Below are 22,593 nucleotides of genomic sequence, written 5' to 3' on the forward strand. Positions count from 1 at the left end.
CCGGCCCCCGGTACCCAACTACAAGGCCTGCCGGGCGACACGCCGCGATCGGGGCGCACGTTGCGGCGTGTCGCGTCCGATCCCTTGCAGTTCGGGTGGGTGGATGACTCGGGGGCCGGGCGCCGACACCCGGCTGGCTCAGGTGCGCAACTGCAAGGCCTGCCGGGCGACACGCCGCGATCGGGGCGCACGCTGCGGCGTGTCGCGCGCGATCCCTTGCAGTTCGGGCGGGTGGATGCCTCGGAGGGTGCCCCCAACCCCACCCCGCCGCCGGCCCCCACCCGCGCGGCGCGAGACAATGGACGGGTGAGTTCTGCGATGCCGTCCTTCTCCGAGCGGGCCCGCGCCGAGGCGCGGCACGTCGCGCGGAGCCTGGCGAGCTTCGGGCCGTCGCGGGGGAGGCGCTGCCCCCTCGCGCTGCAGGCGGGGTTGGCGATGGCCGTGCTGATCGTCGTGCTCGCCCTGCTCGGATACGAGCGCCTCGCCCTCCTCGCGGCGACGGGCGCGTTCACGGTCATCTACGGCGGATGGCTGCGGCCCCGCGAACGCGCGCGCTTCGCGCCCCTCGTCTCGCTCGCGCTCTTCGCGTGCGCCGCCGCCGGAACCCTCGCCGCGGGCGGCGGAGTCGTCGCGGTGCTCGTCGGCGTGCTCATGCTGACCGTGGCATCCGCCGCCGTCGTCGGCTGGGTCTCGCTCGGCCCTCCCGGCCCGGTCTTCTTCGTGCTCGTCTTCGGCCTGTCGGCCCAGGTGACCGGAGTCCACGACGGGGCGCGCGCCGTCGGCCCGTGGATCTACCTCGCCGTCGTCGCGGGATCCTCGGTGTTCGCGTGCCTGCTCGTCGCGGCGCCGCTGCTCGTGCCGCGCTACCGCGCCGAGCCCGCCCGGCCGCTGCGCGACCTGTTCCCGCGCCGGTGGGGCGCCGTCGCGCGCACGCTCACCGAGCGCGCCGCGATCGTCGGGATCGTCGGCGTCGCCGCCGCGGCGATCGTCGATCCGCACCGCTCGTACTGGATCGTCTGCGCCGGCATCGCCGTCGTCGGCATGCCGGTCGGCCGGCGCGACGCGGCGACACGAGGCATCCATCGCACCGTCGGCACGATCGTCGGCGCCGCCCTCTATCTCGCCCTCGCGTTCCTGCCGCTGCCGGTCTGGGCGCTCGGCATCGTGCTGGGGCTGCTGCAGTTCGTGATCGAACTGGTCGTCGTGCGCCACTACGCACTCGCCCTCGTCTTCATCACGCCGCTCGCGCTGCTCATCATCGGCGCCGCGACCGGCGACGCCGGCTCGATGCCGCTCGCGTTCGAGCGCGTCGTCGACACACTCGTCGGCGCCGCCGTCGGCACGGTCGCCGCCCTCACGGTGCGCCTGCGCGCCGACTGACGCGCCCACCCGCGCGGGCCGCCGGCGGAGCCGACCGCGCGCCGACGGAAGCGAAACGGCGACCTCGCACACCGCGCATTGCCGCTCCATACCGGGTATGCATATACTCAGAAATGAGATTCCGGGTATGCACCCACCTCAGAGCGGAGAAGCGGATGTCGGTACGTCAGAGCCTGTTGGCGATCCTCGATCAGGGACCGTGTTATGGATACCAGCTGCGCGCCGAGTTCGACCGCCGCACCGGCTCGACCTGGCCGCTCAACGTCGGTCAGATCTACAACACGCTCGACAGGCTCGAGCGCGACGGCCTCGTCACGAAGGGTGAGGTCGACGAGCAGGGTCACGTGTATTGGCAGATCACGGATGCCGGGTCGGCGGAGGTCGCGGCGTGGCTGGCCTCGCCGGTCGAGCGTCCCGCCGGCACCCGCGACGAGCTCGCCATCAAGCTCGCCGTCGCCGCGACCCTCCCCGGCGTCGACGTCGCCGCGGTCATCCAGACCCAGCGCACGGCGTCGCTGGCGCAGCTGCAGCAGCTCAACCGCGCCAAGTACGCCGGCGGCGACCCCGACGGTCCGGAGGAGCTGGCGTGGTCGCTCGTCGTCGACTCGATGATCTTCGCCGCCGAGGCCGAGGTGCGCTTCATCGACCACACCGAGCAGCGCCTCGCCCGCCACCCGCAGCACGCGATGGCCCTCTCGCTGTCGCACGAGAAGCCCAAGCGCGGACGCCCCGCGAAGAGGGATGCCACGGCCACGGTCGTCGGCGAAACCGCACCCGCAACCACCGCAACCGCACCCGGAGCCCGCGCATGAGCGCCGTGCTGCGACTGGTCGGCGTCACGGAGCAGTACGGCGAGGGCGAGACCGCCGTGTCGGCGCTGTCGGGGGTCGACCTCACCGTCGACAAGGGCGAGCTCGTCGCCATCATGGGAGCCTCGGGCTCGGGCAAATCGACGCTGCTCTCGATCGCCGGTGGCCTGCAGCAGCCGACCTCGGGTGAGGTCGTCGTCGAGGACACCTACCTGTCCACGGCATCCGCTCGTCAGCTCGCCGCGCTCCGGCGTCGCTCGCTCGGCTTCGTCTTTCAGGATTTCAATCTCATCCCGACCCTCACGGCTCTCGAGAACGTGACGCTGCCGCTGGAGCTCGACGGCTTCCGAGCCCGCGTAGCGCGCCGTGCGGGTCGGGATGCGCTCTCGTCGGTCGGTCTCGAAGACAAGGTCGACTCCTACCCCGACGACCTCTCCGGCGGCCAGCAGCAGCGCGTCGCGATCGCGCGCGCGGTCGTCGGCGGGCGGCGACTCATCCTCGCCGACGAGCCGTCCGGCGTCCTCGACTCGGTCACCGGTGAGGCGGTCATGAAGATGATCCGCACGCGCGTCGACCAGGGCGCCGCGGGCATCCTCGTCACCCACGAAGCACGCCACGCCGCGTGGGCCGACCGCATCGTGTTCCTCCGCGACGGCCGGATCGTCGATGAGTCCCGGCGGGGCGGCGCGGACGCCTTGCTGGCCGGTGCGCGACGAGCACGCTCCTCGAGCGTGAGACGGTGGATGCCTCGCCGGCGGCGCCGGCCCGCACCGGCACCCGCGGGCTCGGATCGCGGTGGCGGGCGAGTCTCCGCCTGGCGCGCCGTCAGACGCTCCGTGCCTGGGCGTCGAGTCTGCTGGTCATCGCGCTGATCGCCCTTCCCATGGCCTTCGTCGCCGGTGTGCTCGTGTACGCCGACGGGCGACAGCCGACGACGGCGGAACGCATCGACGCCGAACTCGGCGCCGCGGCCGCATGGGTCGCGGTCGTGAACGGGCCCGATCCCTCCCTCACGCAGTACGACGATCAGCCGCTGTCGATCGAGATCGACCGCAACCCACGCACCGGTGAGCCGACGCACGAGCAGCAGCCGCTGCCCGGGAGCGCGGCGCCCTCCCTCGCCGGGCGGGACGCGATCGAGATCGGCGTCGGATCGGCGACCGTCCGCACCGCGAGCGGCATCGCTCCCGTGCGCGCCGTCATCGGCGACGCCAGCGCCGACGTGCTGCGCGGCCGATTCCTGCTGCGCGAGGGTCGCGCGGCCGCGGGACTGCGGGAGGCGATGGTCTCACCCGGCGCGCTCGAGCGCCTCGGTGTCGCGATCGGCGACACGGTCACCCTCACCGGGCCGGAGGGCAGCTACACGATCAGCGGGGTGCTCTCCCGCGCCGAAGACACGGATGCCGCCGTCACCATCTTCCTCCCGGCGACCGCGCAGACCCGCGCCCTCCAGACCGACGTGCAGCAGATGCGCTGGTACCTGCCCACGTGGCATCCGGCCCGGAGCGACATCTCCCGGCTGAACGCGGCGGAAAATGACCGTGCTTCTGAGTTGCCGTGATTAGCTCGCGATGGTGATACCCCCCCAATGGGGTGTTTCGGCGGAGTCTGGCCGATGGCAGAGTCCTAGGTGGCAGGGGGAGACACCTACAGAACGGACAGAAAATGCGGAACGTGAAGATGCTCGGGCTCGCCGCCGTGTCGGCGCTTGCCCTGATGATGGCGGTCCCGGGGCCTGCTAGCGCGGCGCAGGTTGAACCGGCACCACCGGCTGATGACGTGGCGGCTCAGATCGCGAGCGATCCCGAGATGCGGTACGTCTCGGTAGCGGAAGCGGAGGCCGTTTATGGTTTCGACCGCTCATGCTGAAAATGTCTCGGAGCCAGTCTCAACCGAGCCCGTCATCACCCCTCTGGTGTCGTGGTGGGGGTGCGACTGGCATGGACAAGCCGATTACCCGCACGTGACGAACAACGAAGCCTCCGTCCATGGGTACTGGGTCAAGGACGGTGGCGACTGCCCGGCGACGGGAACGGTCACTGTCGAACTGCAGGCTCTGGGCTGCAGCCAGTTCGGTTGTACATGGATCACCCAAGAGACTGACCGCGCCCCGGATGTGAAGCCAGGATCGGGAACGGGACGGTGGGCCACTCCCCACAAGGCATGCGCGAACAACAATTCCACCGGTTGGCGCGGCCGTGTCGACACCGCACTGAAGGACTTCTATGACCCGTTCGGCTGGGAAGATGGGCCCGCCAAGGATCTGAACTGCTCCCCAGCATGAGCGAAGAAGGCGAGGAGATCCGGTACGTCCCTCTGCGCCCAGCCGAGGAGTACTGGGCAGCACCCCAGCGGCGATCTTTCGTGTTGTCAGAGCTGTCTGTCACCGGGCTGGTCATCATCTGCGAGCTTGATGAACCGCTCGTCGGCGCGAAACGGCCCACCATGAGCATGAAGATCACGCAGTACGTGCGGATGTCGGATGACTCGATGGTGCGCCTCGACATGGACCGTGGAGTGAGCTCGTTCAAGCATGGGTGGGTGAGGCCCGTGAGTTGGAAACGCGCCGCGCCGGACGTGATCCATGAAGTTCTTGACCTCGTTCGGGCAGACGGAGCGAACGGCGAGTCATTCCCTTGGGAGGCATATGCGGAAGCGGCACGAGTGCGCGGTATCGAGGTGGATCCGGAGGAGCTGAAGGACCTCCCTCACACCGTGCTCATATCGGACGAGCTGACGAAGATCTTCGAGCTCTAAGTCCGATCCCCGCACTACTTGTGGCCCCGGCGTGAGTATCAGTCGGGGCCACAGCCATGCCCGCACGTTCCGCCCTTGTGATCCCATCCGGGGCCGACGGCAGCGACCCAGCGTTGACACGTACGTGTCAAGCTCGGGATGGTCGTGTTCGACCGCGACCTCGTCGCGAACCCCCAGATTCCCGCGCCCGCCGGCGACGCCTACCTCTGGTCGATCGTCGCCCTGCTGTCGGCGGCCGCCGTCTTCGCGGGCTACCTCGTCGTGCTCCTCGCCGGCGCCGCCTTCTCGGTCAGCGCCCGCCGTCAGCAGCGCGCGCTCGCCGTCGCGGCGAGTGTCGGGGCATCCCGCTCCGACGTCTTCCGTGTGGTCGCGCTGCAGGGGACGGTGCTCGGGGTCGTCGGCGGGGTCGTCGGAGCCGCGCTGGGGGTCGGCCTCGGCATCCTCGCGCTGCACCTGCTCGACGACGGCGCGGTCAGCTCGTTCTGGGGTGTGCACATCCCGTGGGGGCTCCTCGTCGCCGTCATCGTCTTCGCGACGATCGTGGGGACGATCGCCGCGATCGCCCCCGCCCGAGCAGCGACCCGCGGTGAGGTCATCGCCGCGCTCCGGGGAGCGCGGCGGCCGGTCTCGGTGCGGGTGAGCAGGCCGCTCTGGGGCACGCTGCTCATCGCGGTCGGCATCGCCCTCACCGTGGCATCCGCCGTCTGGCTCTCGGCCATCAACGCCGAGCCGTTCGTGCCGAGCGGCGACGCGCGCCGTCAGGTGTGCATCTGGGGGATCATCGCGGGACCGATCCTGCTGCAGCTCGGGGTGATCCTCGGCGGGCACTGGATCATCGCCCAGCTCGCCCGCGCGATCTCACGGCTCGGTCTCGCGCCGCGGATCGCGAGTCGGGATGCCGCCGCGAGCCCCGGCCGCATCGTGTCGATCCTCGCACTGGGCGTCGCGCTGCCGGTGATCATCGCGCTCGTCTCGTGGCTCGTGCCGCCGCGTCGCCCCGACCTCACGCGCCGGACGGCGATCGCGTAGCCGCGGAGCGCGGACGCTCGGCGAAGACGGATGCCACGGAGCGCAGTAGCGTCGAGGCATGACGACCCCGCTGATCGATCCCGACGAGCTCGCCGCACAGCTGGCATCCGATGCCCCGCCGGTCGTGCTCGACGTGCGTTACCGGCTCGATGCGCCGGACGGGCGGGAGGCGTACCGCGCCGGGCACGTGCCGGGCGCGGTCTATGTGAGCCTCGACGACGAGCTCGCGGCTCACGGCGAGCCGGAAGAGGGCCGCCACCCGCTGCCGAGCCCGGCCGCTTTCCAGGCGTCGGCGCGGCGGTGGGGGCTCGACGACGACCGGGCGGTCGTGGTCTACGACGACTGGAACTCCTTCGCCGCGGCGCGGGCGTGGTGGATGCTCGCCGACGCGGGCGTCGACGTGCGGGTGCTCGACGGCGGCTGGCGTGCCTGGCGCGACGCCGGCCTGCCGCTCGAGACCGGCACCGCCGCGCCCGAACCCGGAAACATCACTCTCGCGGCGGGGCGCCTGCCGCGCCTCGACATCGACCAGGCCGCCGCGCTGGCGGGGGAGGGCGTGCTCCTCGACGTGCGCGCGCCCGAGCGCTTCCGCGGCGAGGTCGAGCCGATCGACCCCGCGGCGGGGCACATCCCCGGCGCCCGCAACGCGCCGACCACGGGCAACCTCGGCCCCGACGGACGCTTCCTGCCCGCCGCGACGCTCCGCGAACGCTACGCCGACCTCGTCGGGACGGGCGCCGGTGCCCCCGAAACCGCCGACCCCACCATCGGCGTCTACTGCGGCTCGGGCGTCACGGCGTCGCACGCCGCGCTCGCGCTGACGCTTGCGGGCCTTCGTCCGGCGCTGTACCCGGGCTCGTGGAGCCAGTGGTCGAACACCCCCGGACGGCCAATCGCCACCGGCGACGAGCCCGGAACGGGCAGACTGGACTGATGCGAGCCGTTTACATGTACGAGCCCGGCGACGTCCGGGTGATCGACGCCCCCGACCCCCGCATCGAAGAGCCCACCGATGCCCTGCTGCGGCTCGTGCGCACGTGCGTGTGCGGCAGCGACCTGCATCCGTACCACTCGATGAAGCCGCGCGCGCAGGGCGTCTCGATGGGGCACGAGTACCTCGGCATCGTCGAGGAGGTCGGCGCCGACGTCGCCACGGTCAAGCCCGGCGACCTCGTGATCGTGCCGTTCGTGTTCTCCTGCGGAGTGTGCGACTTCTGCCGCGAGGGGCTGCAGACCTCGTGCCGCGTCGCGGGCCTGCGCAGTCGCCTCGGATCCGAGGGCGCCCAGGCCGAGCTCCTGCGCGCGCCGCTCGCCGACGGCACGCTGTTCGCGGTGGATGCCGGGGAAGAGCACTACGCGGGGCTCCTCACCCTCAGCGACGTCTACGGCACCGGTTTCCACGCCGCGCTCACCGGCGGCGCCGGCGCGGGCACGACCGTCGCCGTGATCGGCGACGGGGCGGTGGGCCTTCTCGCCGTGCTCTCGGCGCGGCAACTGGGCGCGGACCGCATCATCCTGATGGGCCGCCACGAGGCCCGCACCGACCTCGGCCGCGAGTTCGGGGCGACCGACGTCGTCGCTGCGCGCGGCGAGGAGGGCATCGAGGCGGTGCGGGAACTCACGGACGGCGATGGATGCCACGTGGTGCTCGAGGCCGTCGGGCACCTCCCGGCGTATGAGCAGGCGCTCGGCGTCGTGCGCGACGGCGGCCGCATCGCCCGCGTCGGGGTGCCGCAGTACACCGACGGGCCGATCGGCCGCGTGCAGTTCAACCGCAACGTCACGATCACCGGCGGTGTCGCCCCGGTGCGCGCGTACATCGACCGGCTGCTCCCCGGCATCCTCGCCGGCACCGTCGACCCCGGGCGCGTCTTCGACGTCGAGCTGCCGCTCGAGCGGGCCGCGGAGGGCTACGCGCTCATGGATCGCCGCGAGGCGCTCAAGGTCATGCTCCGCCCGTGAGCTGCGCGAGGATGGAGGCATGACCTCCACGCCTCGCTCCGGCACGTCGTTCGAGATCCGCTCCGGCGGCTACGTCGCCGAGATCGCGAGCATCGGGGCATCCGTGCGCACGCTCCGCCACAAGGGACGCGACCTCATCGTGCCGTTCGACGCCGACGAGGTGCGCCCCGGTTTCCGCGGCGCGCTGCTCGCGCCGTGGCCGAACCGGGTCGTCGACGGGCGGTACGCGTTGGAGGGCCGTGAGTTCGAGCTGCCGCTCACCGAGCCGCGCCGCGGGCACGCGCTGCACGGCCTCGCCGCCTGGCTCGACTTCGCGCCCGTCGAGCAGTCGGCCGATGCCGTGACGCTCGCGGCCGAGATCGTGCCGCAGACCGCGTACCCCTGGTACCTCCGCATCGAGACGACGTTCCGTCTCGATGCGGACGGCCTCACGCAGACCGTCCGCGCGGAGAACGTGGGAACGGATGCCGCGCCGTTCGGCACCGGCCCGCACCCTTATCTCGTCGCCGGTTCTGCACCGCTCGATGACTGGACGCTCGAGCTGCCGGCCGCGCGCGTACTCGAGGTGACCGCCGACCGGCTCATCCCACTCGCCCTGCACGACGTCGCCGCGTACGACCCCGCCCGCTTCGACTGGCGCGCACCGCGCCGGCTCGGTGCGGCCGAGATCGACCACGCCTACACCGACCTCGATCGGGGCGCCGACGGGATCGCGCGGGTGCGACTGACCGACCCGAGCGGCACCGGCGTGGAGCTGTCGTGGGATGCCGCCTGCGCCTGGGTGCAGGTGCACACCGCGGATCTCCCGGGCGGCGCGGCGCAGCCGTTCCACCGGGCGGGGCTCGCGGTCGAGCCGATGACGTGCGCTCCGGATGCCTTCAACGCGGGCCGCTACGACTTCGACGCCGGTCTGCTCTCCCTCGCGCCGGGCGCGATGGCCGAGGCATCCTGGCGCATCGCCGCGCTGTAGGGGCGCGGTCGGCTCGCGCGAGCCGGGCGCCCCCCGCTTCGCCCGCGCCGGGCAGTGCAAAGGGCCCCGGAGTACTCTCCGAGGCCCTTCACATTCGCCCGGTGAGATCTCACCGAGTGGTTCTCGTCGGGCGTGCCGGGGAGGGGTTCAGTCGTTGTCGCCGCGCAGTTCGGCGTTGACCTCGTTCTTCTTCTTGACCGATTCGCGCTCGGCTTCGGCCTTCTTGACCTCGTGGTCGGCCTTCACCTCGTCGACCTTGTCGCCGATACGGTCGGCGGTGTCTTCGTAGGCCTCTTTGATCTTGCGGCCCGCAGTCTCGGCGGCGTCTTTCGCGTCGTCCAGGAATCCCATGTTCCGTTCCTTTCTGCTGGGAGAGTGGTTCACGTTTCACGGTACGAGCGGGCACGCCCTGCGGCAAGGGCTTGTCAGCGTGGCATCCACCGTGCTATCCGGCGGCGATATGGCTTACTGTGTGGCCATGACTCTCGCCGTGGACCCGTCGTTCGAGCAGTTCCAGCAGTACTTCGGCAACGGGGTGGGCACGGTGCTCGCGCTCACCTAAAACGTGCTGCTCGCCGTGGCGATGTGGCGCGTGTTCAGCAAGGCGGGGTACCTCGGCATCCTCGCGTTCATCCCCGTCGTCAACTGGTTCATCCAGGTGAAGATCGCCGGGTTCTCGGCGTGGTGGGGGCTGCTCGTGCTCGTGCCGATCGTGAACATCGTGTTCTCGATCATCGTGGCGGCGCGGATCGGGCGCGGGTTCGGGCACGGGGCGTTCTTCTCGTTCCTCCTGCTCTGGCTGATCGCGCCGGTCGGGTACTTCATCATCGGGCTGAGCTCGGATCGCTACACGCGGCCGATCTGAGCGCCCCGTCTCCCCGCCCGGCGGGCCGGTTCCCTAGGATCGACTCGAGGGGGTGTCGTGGTCGAGCAGCGGACGGGCAAGACGGGCAAGAAGAAGCGCGTGCGCACGCGCGACGTCGTCGCCGAGGGGCTGTACATCGCGTCGGCGGCCACGCGGCTGAGTCTCAAGAACACGATCCTCGTGCACACCCTCGCCGACGGCGAGGACTTCGACGCCGAGCGCTACGTGCCCGAGGCGCGTGCCGCGCTCGAGGCGCTCGCCGCCGAGGCCGAGGCCGACGCGGCGCGTACCGAGCGTGAGCGCAAGCGTGCGCGCACGCGTCACTCCGACTCCGACGGCACTCACGATTACCGCAGTCGTGATGTGCGCAACCTCCGCCGGCGCGAGAAGCAGTCGCTCCACGTCGCGACCGAGCTCCGTGCCCGGGCGGAGGACGATGTCGAGCTGCACAAGCTCATCGCGGATGCCCGTGACGCGGCCTGGGCCGAGGTCGCCGGCAACATCGACCGGGTGCTGCGCATCGAGGCATCCCGCCCCGATCTCGAACCCGACTACGAGCGCATGCGCGGGGCGCGGATGCAGGCGCTGCGGCTCGTCGATCTGCCGAAGCTCCGCGCGAACCGGCGCACCGCGAAGACGCAGCGGCGTCTGCGCGAGTCGGGTCAGCTGCCCGAAGTCGAGCGCGCGGGCGCCCTCGCTCCCGGCGAAGTCGACCCCGGCGAGATGGAGTGAGCGCCCCCGATTCGGCGGACGCCGACGGGTGCGCTAAGCTATTCCCTGGCCCGCTTCGGGTCGTGTGCCCGCGCCTGTAGCTCAATGGATAGAGCATCTGACTACGGATCAGAAGGTTAGGGGTTCGAGTCCCTTCAGGCGCACCATAGGCCATTTGTACGGATGAGGTGATCTCGTTTGTACGGATGGATGATGAAGGCCGGATTTCTCGGATGACGAGACGTCCGGCCTTCGTCGTCGTGCCTTTGATCGTTCGATGCGCTGTGGTACAGCGTGTGTTGGCCGCTGGCGTGGCGTAGGCGTCGTCTCGGGCGTGTTTCTGGGCAGGCTGGCGCGCCGCTTCTCGCCGGGTGGTTCGTCTTAGGCGGTTGCGGCAGTCTCGGGCGGCGCGTTTGCTGGGGCGGTGGTCCAGCCGTGGGTCAGGTCGCGGCGGCGGGTTCGTTCGACCAGGGCTGTCGAGATCGAGGAGACGCCGATCTGGTCGATGAGCCAGGCGATGATATTCCGCGTGTTTGTCGCGACGGCCATGGTCACGAGGGAGATCAACTGGGCGATCCATCCGCGACGCGGGCGCTTCTGCGGGTCGTCAATCGGGAGGTGCGCGCCGTGCTTCAGGGAGTTGTTCATCGACTCCACGGACTGCCGTCCTGAGGTGTACTGCTCGGCCTAGCTGTACTTCCCCGTGAGGTTGTGAACGCGGGCTGAGGGGGTCTGGCCGCCGATCCCGGTGTGGGGTCTGTGGTGATTGTAGTGATGCAGCCAGGTCTCGTAGGCCGCGGCTCGCTCTGCTTCGCTGGCGTAGGGCTTGGCGTAGGCCCATTCGGCGGCGAGGGTGCGGTTGAAGCGTTCGACCTTTCCGTTGGTCTGTGGCCGATACGGCTTTGTCCACTTGTGCTTCACGCCGTCGCCGAGCGCGTCCGCGAACGCGTGTGACCGGTAGCACGCGCCGTTGTCTGTCATCACGGCGGTGACCGTGACTCCGAGGCTCGCGAAGAACGCGTTCGCGCGGGTCCAGAACCCTGCCGCGGTCTCCTTGCGTTCGTCGTCGAGGATCTCCGAGTACGCGACTCTCGAGTTGTCGTCGACGGCGTGGTGCAGATACCGGTAGCCGCGGGAGCCGGCCGCTCCTGCCCGTGCGGCCTTGTCACGGACGGATGCCGCGGCACGGTCCTGCGCCGATCCGCGGCCGAAGGCGCGCCAGCCGCCGCCATCAGGGATCCGGCCCTGCTTCTTGATGTCGACGTGGATCAGCTGGCCCGGTCTTGCGACCTCGTACCGCTTCGGCGTCGGCTTTCGGACTGGCAGCCCGGTGGCCTGATCGATGTTCACGAGCTTCGGCATCCCATACCTGGCCAGCACCCGGCCGACCGTCGAGCGGGCAAGGCCCAGGTGATACGCGATCCGGTGCGGACCCCACCGGCGGGTGAACCGCAACGACACGATCCTCCGCTCCGTCTTCCGCGGGAGCCGGTTCGGCGAGGTCTGCGGCCTCGAGCTGCGGTCCGTCAACGGCAGCCCGGCCCGATACCGGTCGACCCACCGTTTCGCCGTCGCGGGCGAGCACTGGAACCGTTCCGCTGCCCGCCGCAACGACCAGCCCCGATCCACGACGAGGACAGCAAGACGACGACGCCCTTCCGGCGTCAAAGGCGCGTTAGCGTGAGACACGATGACCTCCGTGGTCAGGATGCGAGTGTGGTAACCCACATCCTGCCCGGAGGTCTTCGCCTACCTCACCCGTTCACAACCTCCCGAGGAAGTACACCTAGCTGTTCTTCCCACGGTGGTTGTGAGCAGCGTGGCGTGACGGGATGAGGTGAGGACCTCCGGTATCGATGTGGGTTACCACACTCACTCGATCCACGGAGGTCCTCGTGTCATACGTTACCCACGCTCGCGCCGCGCTCACCGTCGATGGGCGGATCAAGATCGCTCGGCTGGTGATCGAGGACGGCTGGACGCAGGCTCGTGTCGCGGAGCGGTTCCAGGTCGCCCGTGGCACGGTCTCCAAGTGGGTCGCCCGGTATCGTGCCGGCGGACGCGCGGCGATGCAGGATCGCTCCTCACGGCCGGCGAGCTCGCCATCGCGGACGCCGCAGCGTATGGAGCGGCGGATCATCGGGTTGCGGGTGACCCGACGTTGGGGCCCGCATCGGATCGCGTACCACCTGCTGCTGCCGCAATCCACGGTCTCGAAGGTGCTGAAGCGGTACCGGGTGCCGCTGCTGGGGCAGGTCGACAAGAACACCGGTGTTCGGGTGCGCAAGCCGAAGCCGGTCCGGTACGAGCGACAGGCGCCGGGCGAGCTGGTGCACGTGGACGTGAAGAAGCTCGGCCGGATCCCTGACGGTGGCGGCTGGCGCACGCTGGGACGTGCCACGGGCCGCAAACGCCGCTCCGGGGTCGGCTACTCGTATCTGCATTCCGCGATCGACGACCACGCCCGACTGGTCTACTCCGAGATCCTCCCCGACGAACGCAAGGACACCGCCGGCGGGTTCTGGCAGCGCGCCAGCGCGTTCTTCGCCGGGCACGGCATCACCGTGCAGCGGGTGATGACCGATAACGGCTCCTGCTACCGGTCCAAGGTGTTCAACGAGGCGCTCGGCGAGAACGTGAAGCACAAATACACGCGGCCCTATCGGCCGCAGACCAACGGGAAGATCGAGCGATTCCACCGCACCCTCGCCGACGAATGGGCCTACGCCCGCCACTACGACTCAGACCAGCAGCGAGCCGCCAGCTACGACGCCTGGCTGCACCACTACAATCACCATCGACCCCACACCGGCATCGGAGGCCGAGCACCCATCGACCGCGTCCACAACGTCAGTGGGAAGAACACCTAGCGTTCGGACTGGTACGGGTACTCCTGCTCGTATTTCGCGCCCGCTGAGGGCGGCACGGTGATCGTCTGCTGGTTGCAGACCTGCGGGCGAGGTTTTGGTAGCAGGACGGGAAGGAGCCGGGTCAACGGGCGGTCCACGGTCTTCGGGTGCGAATCCCGGTAGGGGCACTTGATCGTCGCAGATGGGCCGACCGCGGGGCACTGGAGCCGTTGGTAGCCCTCGTCGTCGGCGCGTTCTTTCCGGTGGAGTTCGTAGGCTTTGCGTTGCTCGATCCGCTGTTCGTATGTGCTCGTGCTGATCCGCTGGGGATCGTAGTCTTGGCGCAGGAAGTAGTCGATGCTCGCGTCACGAAGCGGGGTAGGGATGCCGGGGCTGTACCAGCGCCCTTCGATGAGGAGCGCTCCTGCGTGACTGGCTTGCTGTCCGAGGTGGTCGCGGGTGTAGTCGAACACGATTCGGTAGTCGCGGGCGCGGAGCGGGAGGGCGAGGTCCTCTGCTTTGGTCCCGGGAAGGTACGCCCGGTCTGCGACGAAGTGTCCGACCGGGAGCCCGTGGTTGTGGAGGGCGTCGATGCAGGTGAGGGCGTTCTCTGCGAGTCTTTTCCCTGGCACGTCAAGGGTCATTGCGAGGACGATGACGGGAACGTTCGCACCATAGGAGATCGCCGTGTGGGCTTCGCGTCCCCAGAGGAGTTCGCTCGTCGTTCGGCTGTACTTCGTGTCCGCGCGGGCGGTGCTCCCGCCGTCGTGGTCGCCGTCGCGTCGATACCAGCCCGCTCCGGGGTCGGAGGACGCGTACAGCGACCGCTTCCCGCGCCCGCGCGCGGGGGCGGCGACGACGGTGGCGTCGAACGCAACGTCGCCACGGTACGAGCGTCGGGCTCCCCGTGGGAGGAGCATCCAGGTCCCTTGGAGGAGGGCGTTCCCGAAGGCGTGCGCTCGCGCGCGGCGAACGGTGTGCTTCCTGTCGCGGTGGCGAGCGGCCCAGGTGCTTGCCTCATCCTTCGTCATCAGCCAGTACAACGAGCCAGGTTCCGGGTTCATCACCTCGATCAGACGCTGGTACGTGTTGTAGGCGCGGTGGTAGAGAGCGTCGTCGCTGATCTCGTCAGGCATGTCGATCCCGATGGTCGCGAGCATTTCGACCGGGGTGTGGCGGAGGAGGTCGCGCATCTCGGTGAACAGGGGTGCACGGCGGCTCAGCGTGAGCACGATCATCAATGTGGTCACCTGCACCTCGGAGAGCCACGGTGTTGGTCCTGGGCGTTTGTCTCCCCGGTCCTCGGCCCGCCAGGCGTGGAGCATCTTCTCGATCTTGCTGTTCTCCACGATGCGTCGGGCGGTGTCGAAGATTTCACAGCGACCGCCGATGGCCGCGCCTTCGCTGGGAAAGAAGTCCATGTCGAACAGGGCCGCGAGGGACGCATTGTCCTTCGGGACCTTGAACGAACTGGTCTTCTTCGCCATGACGCTTCAGATCACCGCCCGTAGGGTGCGACGCATCGGTTGGCGACGAACCTGGACTCATGGACGTTGGCTCGGAGCATGTCTGGTTCTACCGGCAAGGACCGATCTGACCGCGACTCGCCGCCCACCACCCGGCATGTGCTATTTGCGGTGATAATATAACTGACATGAGCACAGACCTGCGTGACTTGATCCTGGAGCGGATGTCGCCGCTGGTTCCCGTCCTGAACGCGGTGATGGCGAAGGCTGTGACCGTTGCGGAGCATGCGATGACGGATGCCGCCGAGATCGAGGCGGAGTACCGGACAACGCGTGTCCATGTTGCGCGTGCGAAGGCTCGCTCGCTTCTCACGGCGCGTGACTTGGGTGCGTGGCAGGTTGACGAGAACCAGGCGAAGAACGCGGCTCTGCATCTGTACAGCGATGACCTCGTGCTCCGGTTCCTGCACTCGCCCACTGTCGTTCCCTCGCCCGGGACGAATCTTGCGCGGCGCGCTTGGTACACAAACACTCCGATGATGGACAACGCACGACTGTTCGAGGAACCTGAACGGCTTCTGCTGATCTGGGCCGCGGACTTCGCCGCGGGCACCGTCTCGATGCGGGCCGTGCACCCGATTGGCACGTGGAAGTACGGCGAGAAGGCCCGCATCGACCTTTCCGTGCCGCTGGACGACGAAGACGTGTTCGCGTCTTCGTTCGACACGCGAGATGAGGAAGAGGACCTGGACATGCCGACGCGGACGGAGGCCGCAGAAGAGGAGGACGAGCGCGATGCTTCGGCCTGAGCGCATCACCGCGGCACGTGAACTACTGAGCGTCACCCAAGCCGACCTCGCCGCCACGGCGGGCGTCACACAGGCGATGGTCTCCATGGTGGAAAAGCACCGCCGCGACTTCACACCCGCCCTCGCTGACGCATTCGCGGGCGGGCTGGGACTCCCAGTCGAGTTCTTCGCCGTCCCCTCCGCAGGCGTGCCTCGCGACGAGGTGCACTTCCGCAAGAACGCGACCGCCCGGGTGAAGGACACCACTCGCACGTTCCGGTTCTTCGATGAAGGTTTCCGCGTCACCGAGCAACTGCTCGACGGTTCCGGCTACCCGCGCCCGCTCATCCCCGTCGTCCAGGACGACGCCCCGGTACTCAGCGCGGAGCGCATCGGGCAGATCGCAGACGAAACCCGCCGTGCTCTTGCACTGTCACTTGACGAGCCGATCACAAACGTCACGCGGGCACTCGAACGCTCCGGGATCGCCGTCGCACCCATCGGATTCACCGATGACGCCCTTCCCGGGCACGACGGGCTCGCGCACACGGGCGGGCGCGGCAACGCGACCCTGATCGGCTACATCAGCAAGAGCGGCGACCGAGACCGGTTCACCATCGCCCACGAACTCGGCCACCTCGTCCTGCACTCCTACCGACACTCCGACGACCGTGAACGTGAGGCACACCAGTTCGCAGGCGCATTCCTCCTGCCCGACGCGCACGCCCGCGAACTCATCGAGCCGGACACGACCCTTGGCACGCTCGCGCGGGTGAAGGCGAGTTGGGGCATCTCCATCGCCGCGCTCGTCAAGCGCGGCGAAGCAGTCGGCGTGCTCTCGAAGGACCGCACCTCCACACTGTTCCGGCAGATCGCATCCCGCGGCTGGCGCACGCAGGAGCCCGTCGAGGTGCGCCCTGAGTCCCCGCGGCTCCTGTTCCGGCTCCTCCAGGGCGAGTACGGCGAAACGCCGTACTCGAACCGAGCCATCGAGCACGACCTCGCCCTCCCCACGCTCTTCCTCCGCGCCCTCGCACCAGCGCCCACCACAGGCCGCGAAGTGCGCCCGGTCGTGACGCTCCACGCCAGATAGTCCCTACGACAAAAGACCGCTCCTCCGAAAGGACTGCCCGTGGCTTCCCGTGACGATGATCCTGACGAACTGATGCTCGACGAACTGTCAATACAAGCGATCATGCGCCGCAGGCCGGGGCTTCGTCGTCGCACGGAACGCTCGTTCGAGCAGGTTCGCGACGAGGACTTGGTGACGATCATGGAAAGACTCTGCGGCTCGCTGGAGTACCACTCGATGAACACCGCCAGTCACGTCATGGACGAGATCGACATGCGCGAACTGTGGCCAGCGGTCATCCAACGCCGCGCCTATCTGCTTCGGCTTCGCGACCGTGGCCTCACAGAGTCAGAGGCGACCGAGCAAGCCGCACTGCACGTAGCCCGGTTCCGCGACGAACACTTCCCGGTGCCACCGCAAGACCAGGCAAAGGACGGCGCAGAAGCCGCCGCCTGGAACGGCTACCTTCAGTGAAGCGACGCCACGTCACGTGCGAGCGTGCGGGTATATGCCCCAAGTGTCGGACGAAGTTCGAGGTCGGAGCGCGGATCACACCAGATGATGGCATGTGGATTTGCGAATCGTGTGACGGTGAATCTGACGATCTCGACGCGCTCCTCCGATGGATGGCCTACTACTACTCGGTCAGGCGCATACCACCGCTCGACCATGAAGACGCCGTTCTCCTGGGTACCGCGCTCAATCATGCGGGCATTGAGCCCGCTCGGCGGGGCGGGCGCGACACCTGGCACATCAGAACGTCTCGATACGCCTGGTTGCAACACCCCTTTGCCGAGGATGCGTATGGACTCCTTGTGGACGCGGTTGACGATCAGTTCGTCCCCCGGATGCCTGCCCCCGGCATCAGTGCGATCCTGGATGCTCTCGACACGTGACGGGATGGCGAAACACCTACTATAGATTCACTATAGGTGTATGGTGAACCTTGCGAGGCCGCATGCGTCAACCGAGACCGTAGGCTCGTCAACGAAAGAGGTCGAGCATGGTCGGCGTATCCACTGCACAGGTCGCATCACTCTTGAACAGCGCGTTCGGCAAGCAGAACATCACGCCCGAGAAGGTCTGGCATCTCGTCGGAACCGGGGTATTCGCCGATGTGAGCCAGACACGTAGCGTTCGCGTCGATCTCGATGAGGTGCTCGCGATGACCGCGGCTACTCGCGTCGTGACGCCCGATCAGTGGCCTCACCAGCCACTCTTTCGCGTGAGCCTCACCAAGCTCCGCCCCAATGCGATCCCTGATCCAAAGAACCCGAACGGCGCTCCTCTACGTACGCACGCGGGAGCGGATTACGCCAACGCCCACGGTCTGCCCGCGCTGATGCGAGAGCGCGCCTGGACCGGCGTGTGGGAGGTATCGGACGCGACAATCGAGCAGGCCGTTGAGAAGCGTGCAATCCTCTTCGGCACTACCAAGGGCTACATCCACCCCGACTACGTACGAACAATCGTCGGTGCGCACAGGGACAAGAATGTACGGCGCGTGTGGTGGGAAACCGAGCCCGCCCCAGCGTCGGTCCGTGCGTTTGTCGGCACAGGACTGTGGATGGACGTTCAGGCAGGCCGCGAAAGCCACTGGGCATAGAACTTCCCCGTCGCGCTTCGAGGGGTCGTTCCGCCGCTCGTCACGGATAGTACGAGCGCACCTCCGCGCAGATGCCCTCTTCGTCAACTCGTTGCCGGAGTATCTGCCCCCGATGCACGTGGCCCGGACGATCTTCGGGCACGTACACGAGAACACTCGGGCTGTCGGGGGTGGATGAGGTGAGGTGACGCAGTTTCCGGATCAACCTGTCCTTCCGAAGACACCGCGAGTTGACGATCACGACCAGCGCTTCTTCGGGTTCATCGAACTCCCCTGGCATCAGCACGAGGATGTCGGCGTCGTCATCCTTGTCTACGTTGACGATCTCTGCTTCGTTGCCACCGAACGGCATCCCCCGTCCACCCGTTCGCTTACCGGGGAAATGCACGCCGTAAGTGAAGCCGCACCGGATCGGAGGATGCCGGGGGATGCTCACGCCGAGATCAGCGACAGACTTCCCGAGGTAGTCGATTCGGCCCATGGGGAGACCGTAGCTGAGATCGTCGATCCGCTGGGGGGAAAATCGCGGCCTTACCGCGGGTACGCCGCCCACCGGGCCTGCCACAACCCAGTCCGGACAAGGTTCTCAGCCCCGTACAAACGACCCCCATAGATGGCTTACTGCAAATGCCAACCGTTTCCACACGGTCGGTGAGCAGGGCCGAGTTGAAATCATCGAGCAGGCCACCGGAAACGGTGGCCTGCTTTGTTTGGCTTGTGGAAGCCGTGCTCGCGGAGGCACGAGGCGATCTGCAACTGGTCCTGTCCGACCTGCTGGTTGCCGTCGCCGCCGTTCTGCACCGGCTGCGGCCCGAGCTCGGCCAGGCACTTCTTGGTAGCGGCCTGGCGCCCCGGCGACTCGTCCTCCGGGCCGGACGCCGCGACCGCGCCGTTGGCGCCGGGGTCCCTGACGTCGATGCCTTCGCCGCGCATACACTCGGCGAAGTCCAGACGCCACTGGGTCGATCCCTGGGCGGGCTTGTCGTCGCTGTCGTTGCCGGACAGCTGCGGGCTCTAGGGGCTCTTCGGACTTTAGGTGGGGGTGGTGGGGTCGAGGCCGCCGGCGATGAGGAGCATGCGGAGTCGGTAGTTGTCGTAGTTGCGGAAGCCGCGGGCGACGCGGCGGGCGAGTTCGATGAGGCCGTTCACGGCCTCGGTGCCGCCGTTGGATGACCGGTCGGTATCCCAGTAGGACAGGAACGCGGCCCGCCACTGACGCAGGGTGCGGCCGAGTCGGGCGATCTCGGGGATCGGGCAGGTCGGGAGCGATTCGAGCACGTGCTCGGCGATCTTGCGCCCGGTGGCGAGGTCGGCATGCCGGTAGGCGTCGCGGAGTTGCTGCGCGGCCTGCCAGGCGACGTCGACCTCGACGTGCTCCTCGCGCTGCGTGAACGCGGCATCGAGCCGGGCCTTCTGCCGGTCGGTGAGTCGTTCCTGCCCGGCGCGGAGGATGTTGCGGATCCCGTAGAGCGCATCACCTCTGCGTCCGCGGTGCCCGAGGGTGTCTTGCTGGACGCGGCGGCGGACCTCATCGACCGCGGTGGTGCCGAGCTTGACGACGTGGAACGCGTCGAGCACCGCGACGGTATCGTCGAGCTCGTCGTCGAGGGCCTTCTTGTAGCCGGCGAACGGGTCCAGCGTCGCGACCTGCACCCCGTCGCGGAACTCCTGCCCGCGCTCTTGCAGCCAGTCGGCGTAGGCCTTCGCGCTGCGCCCGGGCACGAGGTCCAGCAGGCGGGCCCTCACCCGCCCGGACGCATCGCGCGACAGGTCGACCATCCCGGTCAGTTCCTTCGGACCCCGCCCGCCATCGGCGACGGGTCTGGTGGACACGTGGTGCCAGAGGTGCTCGTCGACGCCGAGCGTGGTGACCCCGTCGAAGCGGGACCCGTCCGCGGCGCGCGTCTCGAGCACCGGCCTGACGTGTCGCCAGACCGTGCGCCACGACACCCCGAGCTGGCGGGCGACGCCCTGCACCGACGCGTTCTCCCTCCGCATCTGCCCCACCGCCCAGATCACCGCTCGGGCCGTGAGCTTGGCGCGAGGCGCGGCGACCAGAGCGTTCTGCTCGGTGAACGACTCCCTCGGGCACGCCTCATCAGCGCACCGGAACCTGCGCTTGCGCCACCGGACCCGCACCGCAGCGGCGCTCATCGGCGCATCGACCAGCACGAGCGCCTTCCGGCCCCGCGACTCGGCGACCTGCCCGCACCCCGGGCACCCGACCGGCCCCGGCGGGGACTCGACGTCGATCAGGAGCACGCCGTCGCGGCAGCGCTCGACAGCCACCACGTGCAGCCCGCCGAGGCCGACGAGCACATCGCAGCGATCACAGTAGACAGCAGAAGACGGGCACGCAGCGGCGCACCCCGTAGCATCGGGCACGGGTCGAGGTCTCCGAACGGAAAGGAAGCTTGATCGCTACCGATCCTCGGGGCCTCGACCCGCCCCACCCCGTCACCACGCGGCCCCGCACATCACCCACCCCCACCTAAAGTCCGAAGAGCCCGCAATCGGGCCGCATCGGCAGCAACCTCCGTTAGCCAGGCATCCGGAGACCAAGCCGACGCTCAAGCTCGGCTTGACGCCGCGAAGCGCCTCGTCCAGGAAGCTAAGACAGACTACGAAGACGGCGCCCGGGTCATCGTCGCGCAGATCGAACAAGCCAAAGACGCAGGGGTCCGCGCCGACAACTGGTGGGAATCGATCTACCACTCCGACGCCTGGGAAGTCATCGTCGCCGTCGTCACCGTCGTGGTCATCGTCGCCGCGATCGTCCTCTCCGGAGGAGCCGCGCTCGCAATCCTCGCCATCGGCGGGGCGCTCCTGCTCGCCGACAGCCTCATGGCCTGGTAAGAGGGTGACATTGGCGGTGGGGAGTTCGCCCTCGCCGCCATGCTCGCGATCGTCCCCGGCGGCAAACTAATCGGCGCAGCGGGTAAAGGGGCTCTTCGGACTTCCGGTGGGGGTCATGGGGTGAGGCCGCCGGCGGCGAGGAGCATGCGGAGTCGGTAGTTGTCGTAGTTGCGGAAGCCGCGGGCGACGCGGCGGGCGAGTTCGATGAGGCCGTTCACGGCCTCGGTGCCGCCGTTGGATGACCGGTCGGTATCCCAGTAGGACAGGAACGCGGCCCGCCACTGACGCAGGGTGCGGCCGAGTCGGGCGATCTCGGGGATCGGGCAGGTCGGGAGCGATTCGAGCACGTGCTCGGCGATCTTGCGCCCGGTGGCGAGGTCGGCATGCCGGTAGGCGTCGCGGAGTTGCTGCGCGGCCTGCCAGGCGACGTCGACCTCGACGTGCTCCTCGCGCTGCGTGAACGCGGCATCGAGCCGGGCCTTCTGCCGGTCGGTGAGTCGTTCCTGCCCGGCGCGGAGGATGTTGCGGATCCCGTAGAGCGCATCACCTCTGCGTCCGCGGTGCCCGAGGGTGTCTTGCTGGACGCGGCGGCGGACCTCATCGACCGCGGTGGTGCCGAGCTTGACGACGTGGAACGCGTCGAGCACCGCGACGGTATCGTCGAGCTCGTCGTCGAGGGCCTTCTTGTAGCCGGCGAACGGGTCCAGCGTCGCGACCTGCACCCCGTCGCGGAACTCCTGCCCGCGCTCTTGCAGCCAGTCGGCGTAGGCCTTCGCGCTGCGCCCGGGCACGAGGTCCAGCAGGCGGGCCCTCACCCGCCCGGACGCATCGCGCGACAGGTCGACCATCCCGGTCAGTTCCTTCGGACCCCGCCCGCCATCGGCGACGGGTCTGGTGGACACGTGGTGCCAGAGGTGCTCGTCGACGCCGAGCGTGGTGACCCCGTCGAAGCGGGACTCGTCCGCGGCGCGCGTCTCGAGCACCGGCCTGACGTGTCGCCAGACCGTGCGCCACGACACCCCGAGCTGGCGGGCGACGCCCTGCACCGACGCGTTCTCCCTCCGCATCTGCCCCACCGCCCAGATCACCGCTCGGGCCGTGACCTTGGCGCGAGGCGCGGCGACCAGAGCGTTCTGCTCGGTGAACGACTCCCTCGGGCACGCCTCATCAGCGCACCGGAACCTGCGCTTGCGCCACCGGACCCGCACCGCAGCGGCGCTCATCGGCGCATCGACCAGCACGAGCGCCTTCCGGCCCCGCGACTCGGCGACCTGCCCGCACCCCGGGCACCCGACCGGCCCCGGCGGGGACTCGACGTCGATCAGGAGCACGCCGTCGCGGCAGCGCTCGACAGCCACCACGTGCAGCCCGCCGAGGCCGACGAGCACATCGCAGCGATCACAGTAGACAGCAGAAGACGGGCACGCAGCGGCGCACCCCGTAGCATCGGGCACGGGTCGAGGTCTCCGAACG

General features: G+C 68.9%; 26 protein-coding genes, 1 tRNA gene and 1 pseudogene. 20 read left to right on the forward strand and 8 right to left on the reverse strand.

Going from position 1 to position 22,593, the window contains the following annotated elements; genetic code table 11:
* Positions 1-306 precede the first annotated feature (306 nt).
* The 11 genes and pseudogenes from FHX68_RS12660 to FHX68_RS12710 all read left to right on the forward strand — a co-directional run bounded on the left by FHX68_RS12660 (position 307) and on the right by FHX68_RS12710 (position 8,907).
* On the forward strand, positions 307-1,380 hold the full coding sequence (locus FHX68_RS12660; RefSeq protein WP_141381410.1) for an FUSC family protein: 1,074 nt from the start codon (positions 307-309) through the stop codon (positions 1,378-1,380).
* 155 nt (positions 1,381-1,535) lie between these two features.
* A complete protein-coding gene (locus FHX68_RS12665) occupies positions 1,536-2,192 on the forward strand; it encodes a PadR family transcriptional regulator (RefSeq protein ID WP_141381411.1) in 657 nt (218 codons plus the stop codon).
* Positions 2,189-2,902 (forward strand): annotated as a pseudogene (locus FHX68_RS12670) (ABC transporter ATP-binding protein); the annotation flags it as partial. The gene FHX68_RS12665 and the pseudogene FHX68_RS12670, both read left to right, overlap by 4 nt.
* A gap of 170 nt (positions 2,903-3,072) precedes the next feature.
* Entirely contained in the window at positions 3,073-3,750 is a 678-nt protein-coding gene (locus FHX68_RS12675; protein WP_141381412.1) for an ABC transporter permease, read from the forward strand.
* A 113-nt stretch (positions 3,751-3,863) separates the two neighbouring features.
* A complete protein-coding gene (locus tag FHX68_RS12680; protein ID WP_141381413.1) occupies positions 3,864-4,058 on the forward strand; it encodes a hypothetical protein in 195 nt (64 codons plus the stop codon).
* Positions 4,036-4,473 carry a hypothetical protein gene (locus FHX68_RS12685; protein ID WP_211345088.1) on the forward strand — a complete coding sequence of 146 codons (438 nt, stop codon included), beginning with the start codon at positions 4,036-4,038 and terminating at the stop codon, positions 4,471-4,473. Before FHX68_RS12680 ends, FHX68_RS12685 begins: the two co-directional genes overlap by 23 nt.
* Positions 4,470-4,946, forward strand: coding sequence for a hypothetical protein (locus FHX68_RS12690; RefSeq protein WP_141381415.1), 477 nt, complete (start codon positions 4,470-4,472; stop codon positions 4,944-4,946). Before FHX68_RS12685 ends, FHX68_RS12690 begins: the two co-directional genes overlap by 4 nt.
* A gap of 138 nt (positions 4,947-5,084) precedes the next feature.
* Positions 5,085-5,975, forward strand: coding sequence for an FtsX-like permease family protein (locus FHX68_RS12695; RefSeq protein ID WP_141381416.1), 891 nt, complete (start codon positions 5,085-5,087; stop codon positions 5,973-5,975).
* A gap of 58 nt (positions 5,976-6,033) precedes the next feature.
* Complete coding sequence (locus FHX68_RS12700; RefSeq protein ID WP_141381417.1) at positions 6,034-6,909, forward strand: sulfurtransferase; 876 nt, start codon at positions 6,034-6,036, stop codon at positions 6,907-6,909.
* Positions 6,909-7,937, forward strand: a complete 1,029-nt coding sequence (locus FHX68_RS12705) for a zinc-binding dehydrogenase (protein ID WP_141381418.1) — start codon at positions 6,909-6,911, stop codon at positions 7,935-7,937. Before FHX68_RS12700 ends, FHX68_RS12705 begins: the two co-directional genes overlap by 1 nt.
* Before the next feature lie 19 nt (positions 7,938-7,956).
* Positions 7,957-8,907, forward strand: coding sequence for an aldose 1-epimerase family protein (locus tag FHX68_RS12710; protein ID WP_141381419.1), 951 nt, complete (start codon positions 7,957-7,959; stop codon positions 8,905-8,907).
* Between the two features lie 147 nt (positions 8,908-9,054).
* Here the strand turns inward: FHX68_RS12710 and FHX68_RS12715 are convergent, their stop codons facing one another.
* Positions 9,055-9,258, reverse strand: coding sequence for a hypothetical protein (locus tag FHX68_RS12715; RefSeq protein ID WP_141381420.1), 204 nt, complete (start codon positions 9,256-9,258; stop codon positions 9,055-9,057).
* A gap of 214 nt (positions 9,259-9,472) precedes the next feature.
* Here FHX68_RS12715 and FHX68_RS12720 point away from each other — a divergent pair, with 214 nt between their 5' ends.
* The 3 genes from FHX68_RS12720 to FHX68_RS12730 all read left to right on the forward strand — a co-directional run bounded on the left by FHX68_RS12720 (position 9,473) and on the right by FHX68_RS12730 (position 10,650).
* Positions 9,473-9,772 carry a DUF5684 domain-containing protein gene (locus tag FHX68_RS12720; protein ID WP_229661639.1) on the forward strand — a complete coding sequence of 100 codons (300 nt, stop codon included), beginning with the start codon at positions 9,473-9,475 and terminating at the stop codon, positions 9,770-9,772.
* Between the two features lie 57 nt (positions 9,773-9,829).
* The gene (locus FHX68_RS12725) at positions 9,830-10,504 is read left to right on the forward strand and encodes an asparagine synthase (RefSeq protein WP_141381421.1); all 675 of its coding nucleotides are present in this window, start codon (positions 9,830-9,832) and stop codon (positions 10,502-10,504) included.
* A gap of 70 nt (positions 10,505-10,574) precedes the next feature.
* Positions 10,575-10,650 (forward strand) — tRNA-Arg (locus FHX68_RS12730).
* A 214-nt stretch (positions 10,651-10,864) separates the two neighbouring features.
* Here the strand turns inward: FHX68_RS12730 and FHX68_RS12735 are convergent.
* Positions 10,865-11,131 carry a hypothetical protein gene (locus FHX68_RS12735; protein ID WP_141920272.1) on the reverse strand — a complete coding sequence of 89 codons (267 nt, stop codon included), beginning with the start codon at positions 11,129-11,131 and terminating at the stop codon, positions 10,865-10,867.
* A 39-nt stretch (positions 11,132-11,170) separates the two neighbouring features.
* Positions 11,171-12,172: an IS481 family transposase gene (locus FHX68_RS12740; protein WP_141919996.1), complete on the reverse strand. Its 1,002-nt coding sequence runs from the start codon at positions 12,170-12,172 to the stop codon at positions 11,171-11,173.
* Positions 12,173-12,378: 206 nt separating this feature from the next.
* On the opposite strand from FHX68_RS12740, the gene FHX68_RS12745 reads away from it, so the two are divergent.
* Positions 12,379-13,353, forward strand: coding sequence for an IS481 family transposase (locus FHX68_RS12745; protein WP_244926866.1), 975 nt, complete (start codon positions 12,379-12,381; stop codon positions 13,351-13,353).
* On the opposite strand, the gene FHX68_RS12750 is transcribed toward FHX68_RS12745, so the two are convergent.
* Positions 13,350-14,819: a hypothetical protein gene (locus tag FHX68_RS12750; protein WP_141381560.1), complete on the reverse strand. Its 1,470-nt coding sequence runs from the start codon at positions 14,817-14,819 to the stop codon at positions 13,350-13,352. The two genes, FHX68_RS12745 and FHX68_RS12750, sit on opposite strands and share 4 nt — an antisense overlap.
* 167 nt (positions 14,820-14,986) lie before the next feature.
* On the opposite strand from FHX68_RS12750, the gene FHX68_RS12755 reads away from it, so the two are divergent.
* The 5 genes from FHX68_RS12755 to FHX68_RS12775 all read left to right on the forward strand — a co-directional run bounded on the left by FHX68_RS12755 (position 14,987) and on the right by FHX68_RS12775 (position 18,264).
* On the forward strand, positions 14,987-15,607 hold the full coding sequence (locus FHX68_RS12755; protein ID WP_141381559.1) for a hypothetical protein: 621 nt from the start codon (positions 14,987-14,989) through the stop codon (positions 15,605-15,607).
* Positions 15,594-16,679: a helix-turn-helix domain-containing protein gene (locus FHX68_RS12760; protein ID WP_170214308.1), complete on the forward strand. Its 1,086-nt coding sequence runs from the start codon at positions 15,594-15,596 to the stop codon at positions 16,677-16,679. The genes FHX68_RS12755 and FHX68_RS12760 overlap by 14 nt, the downstream gene beginning before the upstream one ends.
* Positions 16,680-16,718: 39 nt before the next feature.
* Positions 16,719-17,132: a hypothetical protein gene (locus tag FHX68_RS12765; RefSeq protein ID WP_141381557.1), complete on the forward strand. Its 414-nt coding sequence runs from the start codon at positions 16,719-16,721 to the stop codon at positions 17,130-17,132.
* A 152-nt stretch (positions 17,133-17,284) separates the two neighbouring features.
* Positions 17,285-17,554, forward strand: coding sequence for a hypothetical protein (locus tag FHX68_RS12770; RefSeq protein WP_141381556.1), 270 nt, complete (start codon positions 17,285-17,287; stop codon positions 17,552-17,554).
* A gap of 107 nt (positions 17,555-17,661) precedes the next feature.
* Complete coding sequence (locus tag FHX68_RS12775; protein ID WP_141381555.1) at positions 17,662-18,264, forward strand: hypothetical protein; 603 nt, start codon at positions 17,662-17,664, stop codon at positions 18,262-18,264.
* Positions 18,265-18,304: 40 nt separating this feature from the next.
* Here the strand turns inward: FHX68_RS12775 and FHX68_RS12780 are convergent, their stop codons facing one another.
* From FHX68_RS12780 to FHX68_RS12795, 4 genes are all read right to left on the reverse strand, one after another.
* Entirely contained in the window at positions 18,305-18,745 is a 441-nt protein-coding gene (locus FHX68_RS12780) for a hypothetical protein (RefSeq protein WP_141381554.1), read from the reverse strand.
* 191 nt (positions 18,746-18,936) lie between these two features.
* Complete coding sequence (locus FHX68_RS12785; protein ID WP_141381553.1) at positions 18,937-19,197, reverse strand: hypothetical protein; 261 nt, start codon at positions 19,195-19,197, stop codon at positions 18,937-18,939.
* A gap of 99 nt (positions 19,198-19,296) precedes the next feature.
* Positions 19,297-20,649 carry an ISL3 family transposase gene (locus FHX68_RS12790; RefSeq protein WP_425325858.1) on the reverse strand — a complete coding sequence of 451 codons (1,353 nt, stop codon included), beginning with the start codon at positions 20,647-20,649 and terminating at the stop codon, positions 19,297-19,299.
* A gap of 584 nt (positions 20,650-21,233) precedes the next feature.
* On the reverse strand, positions 21,234-22,574 hold the full coding sequence (locus FHX68_RS12795; protein WP_425325857.1) for an ISL3 family transposase: 1,341 nt from the start codon (positions 22,572-22,574) through the stop codon (positions 21,234-21,236).
* Positions 22,575-22,593: the final 19 nt, after the last annotated feature.

This window comes from Microbacterium lacticum (genome assembly GCF_006716815.1).
GTDB classification, from domain to species: Bacteria; Actinomycetota; Actinomycetes; order Actinomycetales; family Microbacteriaceae; genus Microbacterium; species Microbacterium lacticum.

Bases quoted from the DNA above. Each gene is read 5' to 3' on its own strand.
- FHX68_RS12685 (WP_211345088.1), top strand. From the start codon at position 4,036: ATGGTTTCGACCGCTCATGCTGAAAATGTCTCGGAGCCAGTCTCAACC.
- FHX68_RS12695 (WP_141381416.1), top strand. From the start codon at position 5,085: ATGGTCGTGTTCGACCGCGACCTCGTCGCGAACCCCCAGATTCCCGCG.
- FHX68_RS12785 (WP_141381553.1), bottom strand. From the start codon at position 19,197: ATGCGCGGCGAAGGCATCGACGTCAGGGACCCCGGCGCCAACGGCGCG.
- FHX68_RS12750 (WP_141381560.1), bottom strand. From the start codon at position 14,819: ATGGCGAAGAAGACCAGTTCGTTCAAGGTCCCGAAGGACAATGCGTCC.
- FHX68_RS12675 (WP_141381412.1), top strand. From the start codon at position 3,073: ATGGCCTTCGTCGCCGGTGTGCTCGTGTACGCCGACGGGCGACAGCCG.
- FHX68_RS12770 (WP_141381556.1), top strand. From the start codon at position 17,285: ATGGCCTACTACTACTCGGTCAGGCGCATACCACCGCTCGACCATGAA.
- FHX68_RS12665 (WP_141381411.1), top strand. From the start codon at position 1,536: ATGTCGGTACGTCAGAGCCTGTTGGCGATCCTCGATCAGGGACCGTGT.
- FHX68_RS12755 (WP_141381559.1), top strand. From the start codon at position 14,987: ATGAGCACAGACCTGCGTGACTTGATCCTGGAGCGGATGTCGCCGCTG.
- FHX68_RS12700 (WP_141381417.1), top strand. From the start codon at position 6,034: ATGACGACCCCGCTGATCGATCCCGACGAGCTCGCCGCACAGCTGGCA.
- FHX68_RS12760 (WP_170214308.1), top strand. From the start codon at position 15,594: ATGCTTCGGCCTGAGCGCATCACCGCGGCACGTGAACTACTGAGCGTC.
- FHX68_RS12690 (WP_141381415.1), top strand. From the start codon at position 4,470: ATGAGCGAAGAAGGCGAGGAGATCCGGTACGTCCCTCTGCGCCCAGCC.
- FHX68_RS12780 (WP_141381554.1), bottom strand. From the start codon at position 18,745: ATGGGCCGAATCGACTACCTCGGGAAGTCTGTCGCTGATCTCGGCGTG.
- FHX68_RS12735 (WP_141920272.1), bottom strand. From the start codon at position 11,131: ATGAACAACTCCCTGAAGCACGGCGCGCACCTCCCGATTGACGACCCG.
- FHX68_RS12775 (WP_141381555.1), top strand. From the start codon at position 17,662: ATGGTCGGCGTATCCACTGCACAGGTCGCATCACTCTTGAACAGCGCG.
- FHX68_RS12710 (WP_141381419.1), top strand. From the start codon at position 7,957: ATGACCTCCACGCCTCGCTCCGGCACGTCGTTCGAGATCCGCTCCGGC.
- FHX68_RS12705 (WP_141381418.1), top strand. From the start codon at position 6,909: ATGCGAGCCGTTTACATGTACGAGCCCGGCGACGTCCGGGTGATCGAC.
- FHX68_RS12715 (WP_141381420.1), bottom strand. From the start codon at position 9,258: ATGGGATTCCTGGACGACGCGAAAGACGCCGCCGAGACTGCGGGCCGC.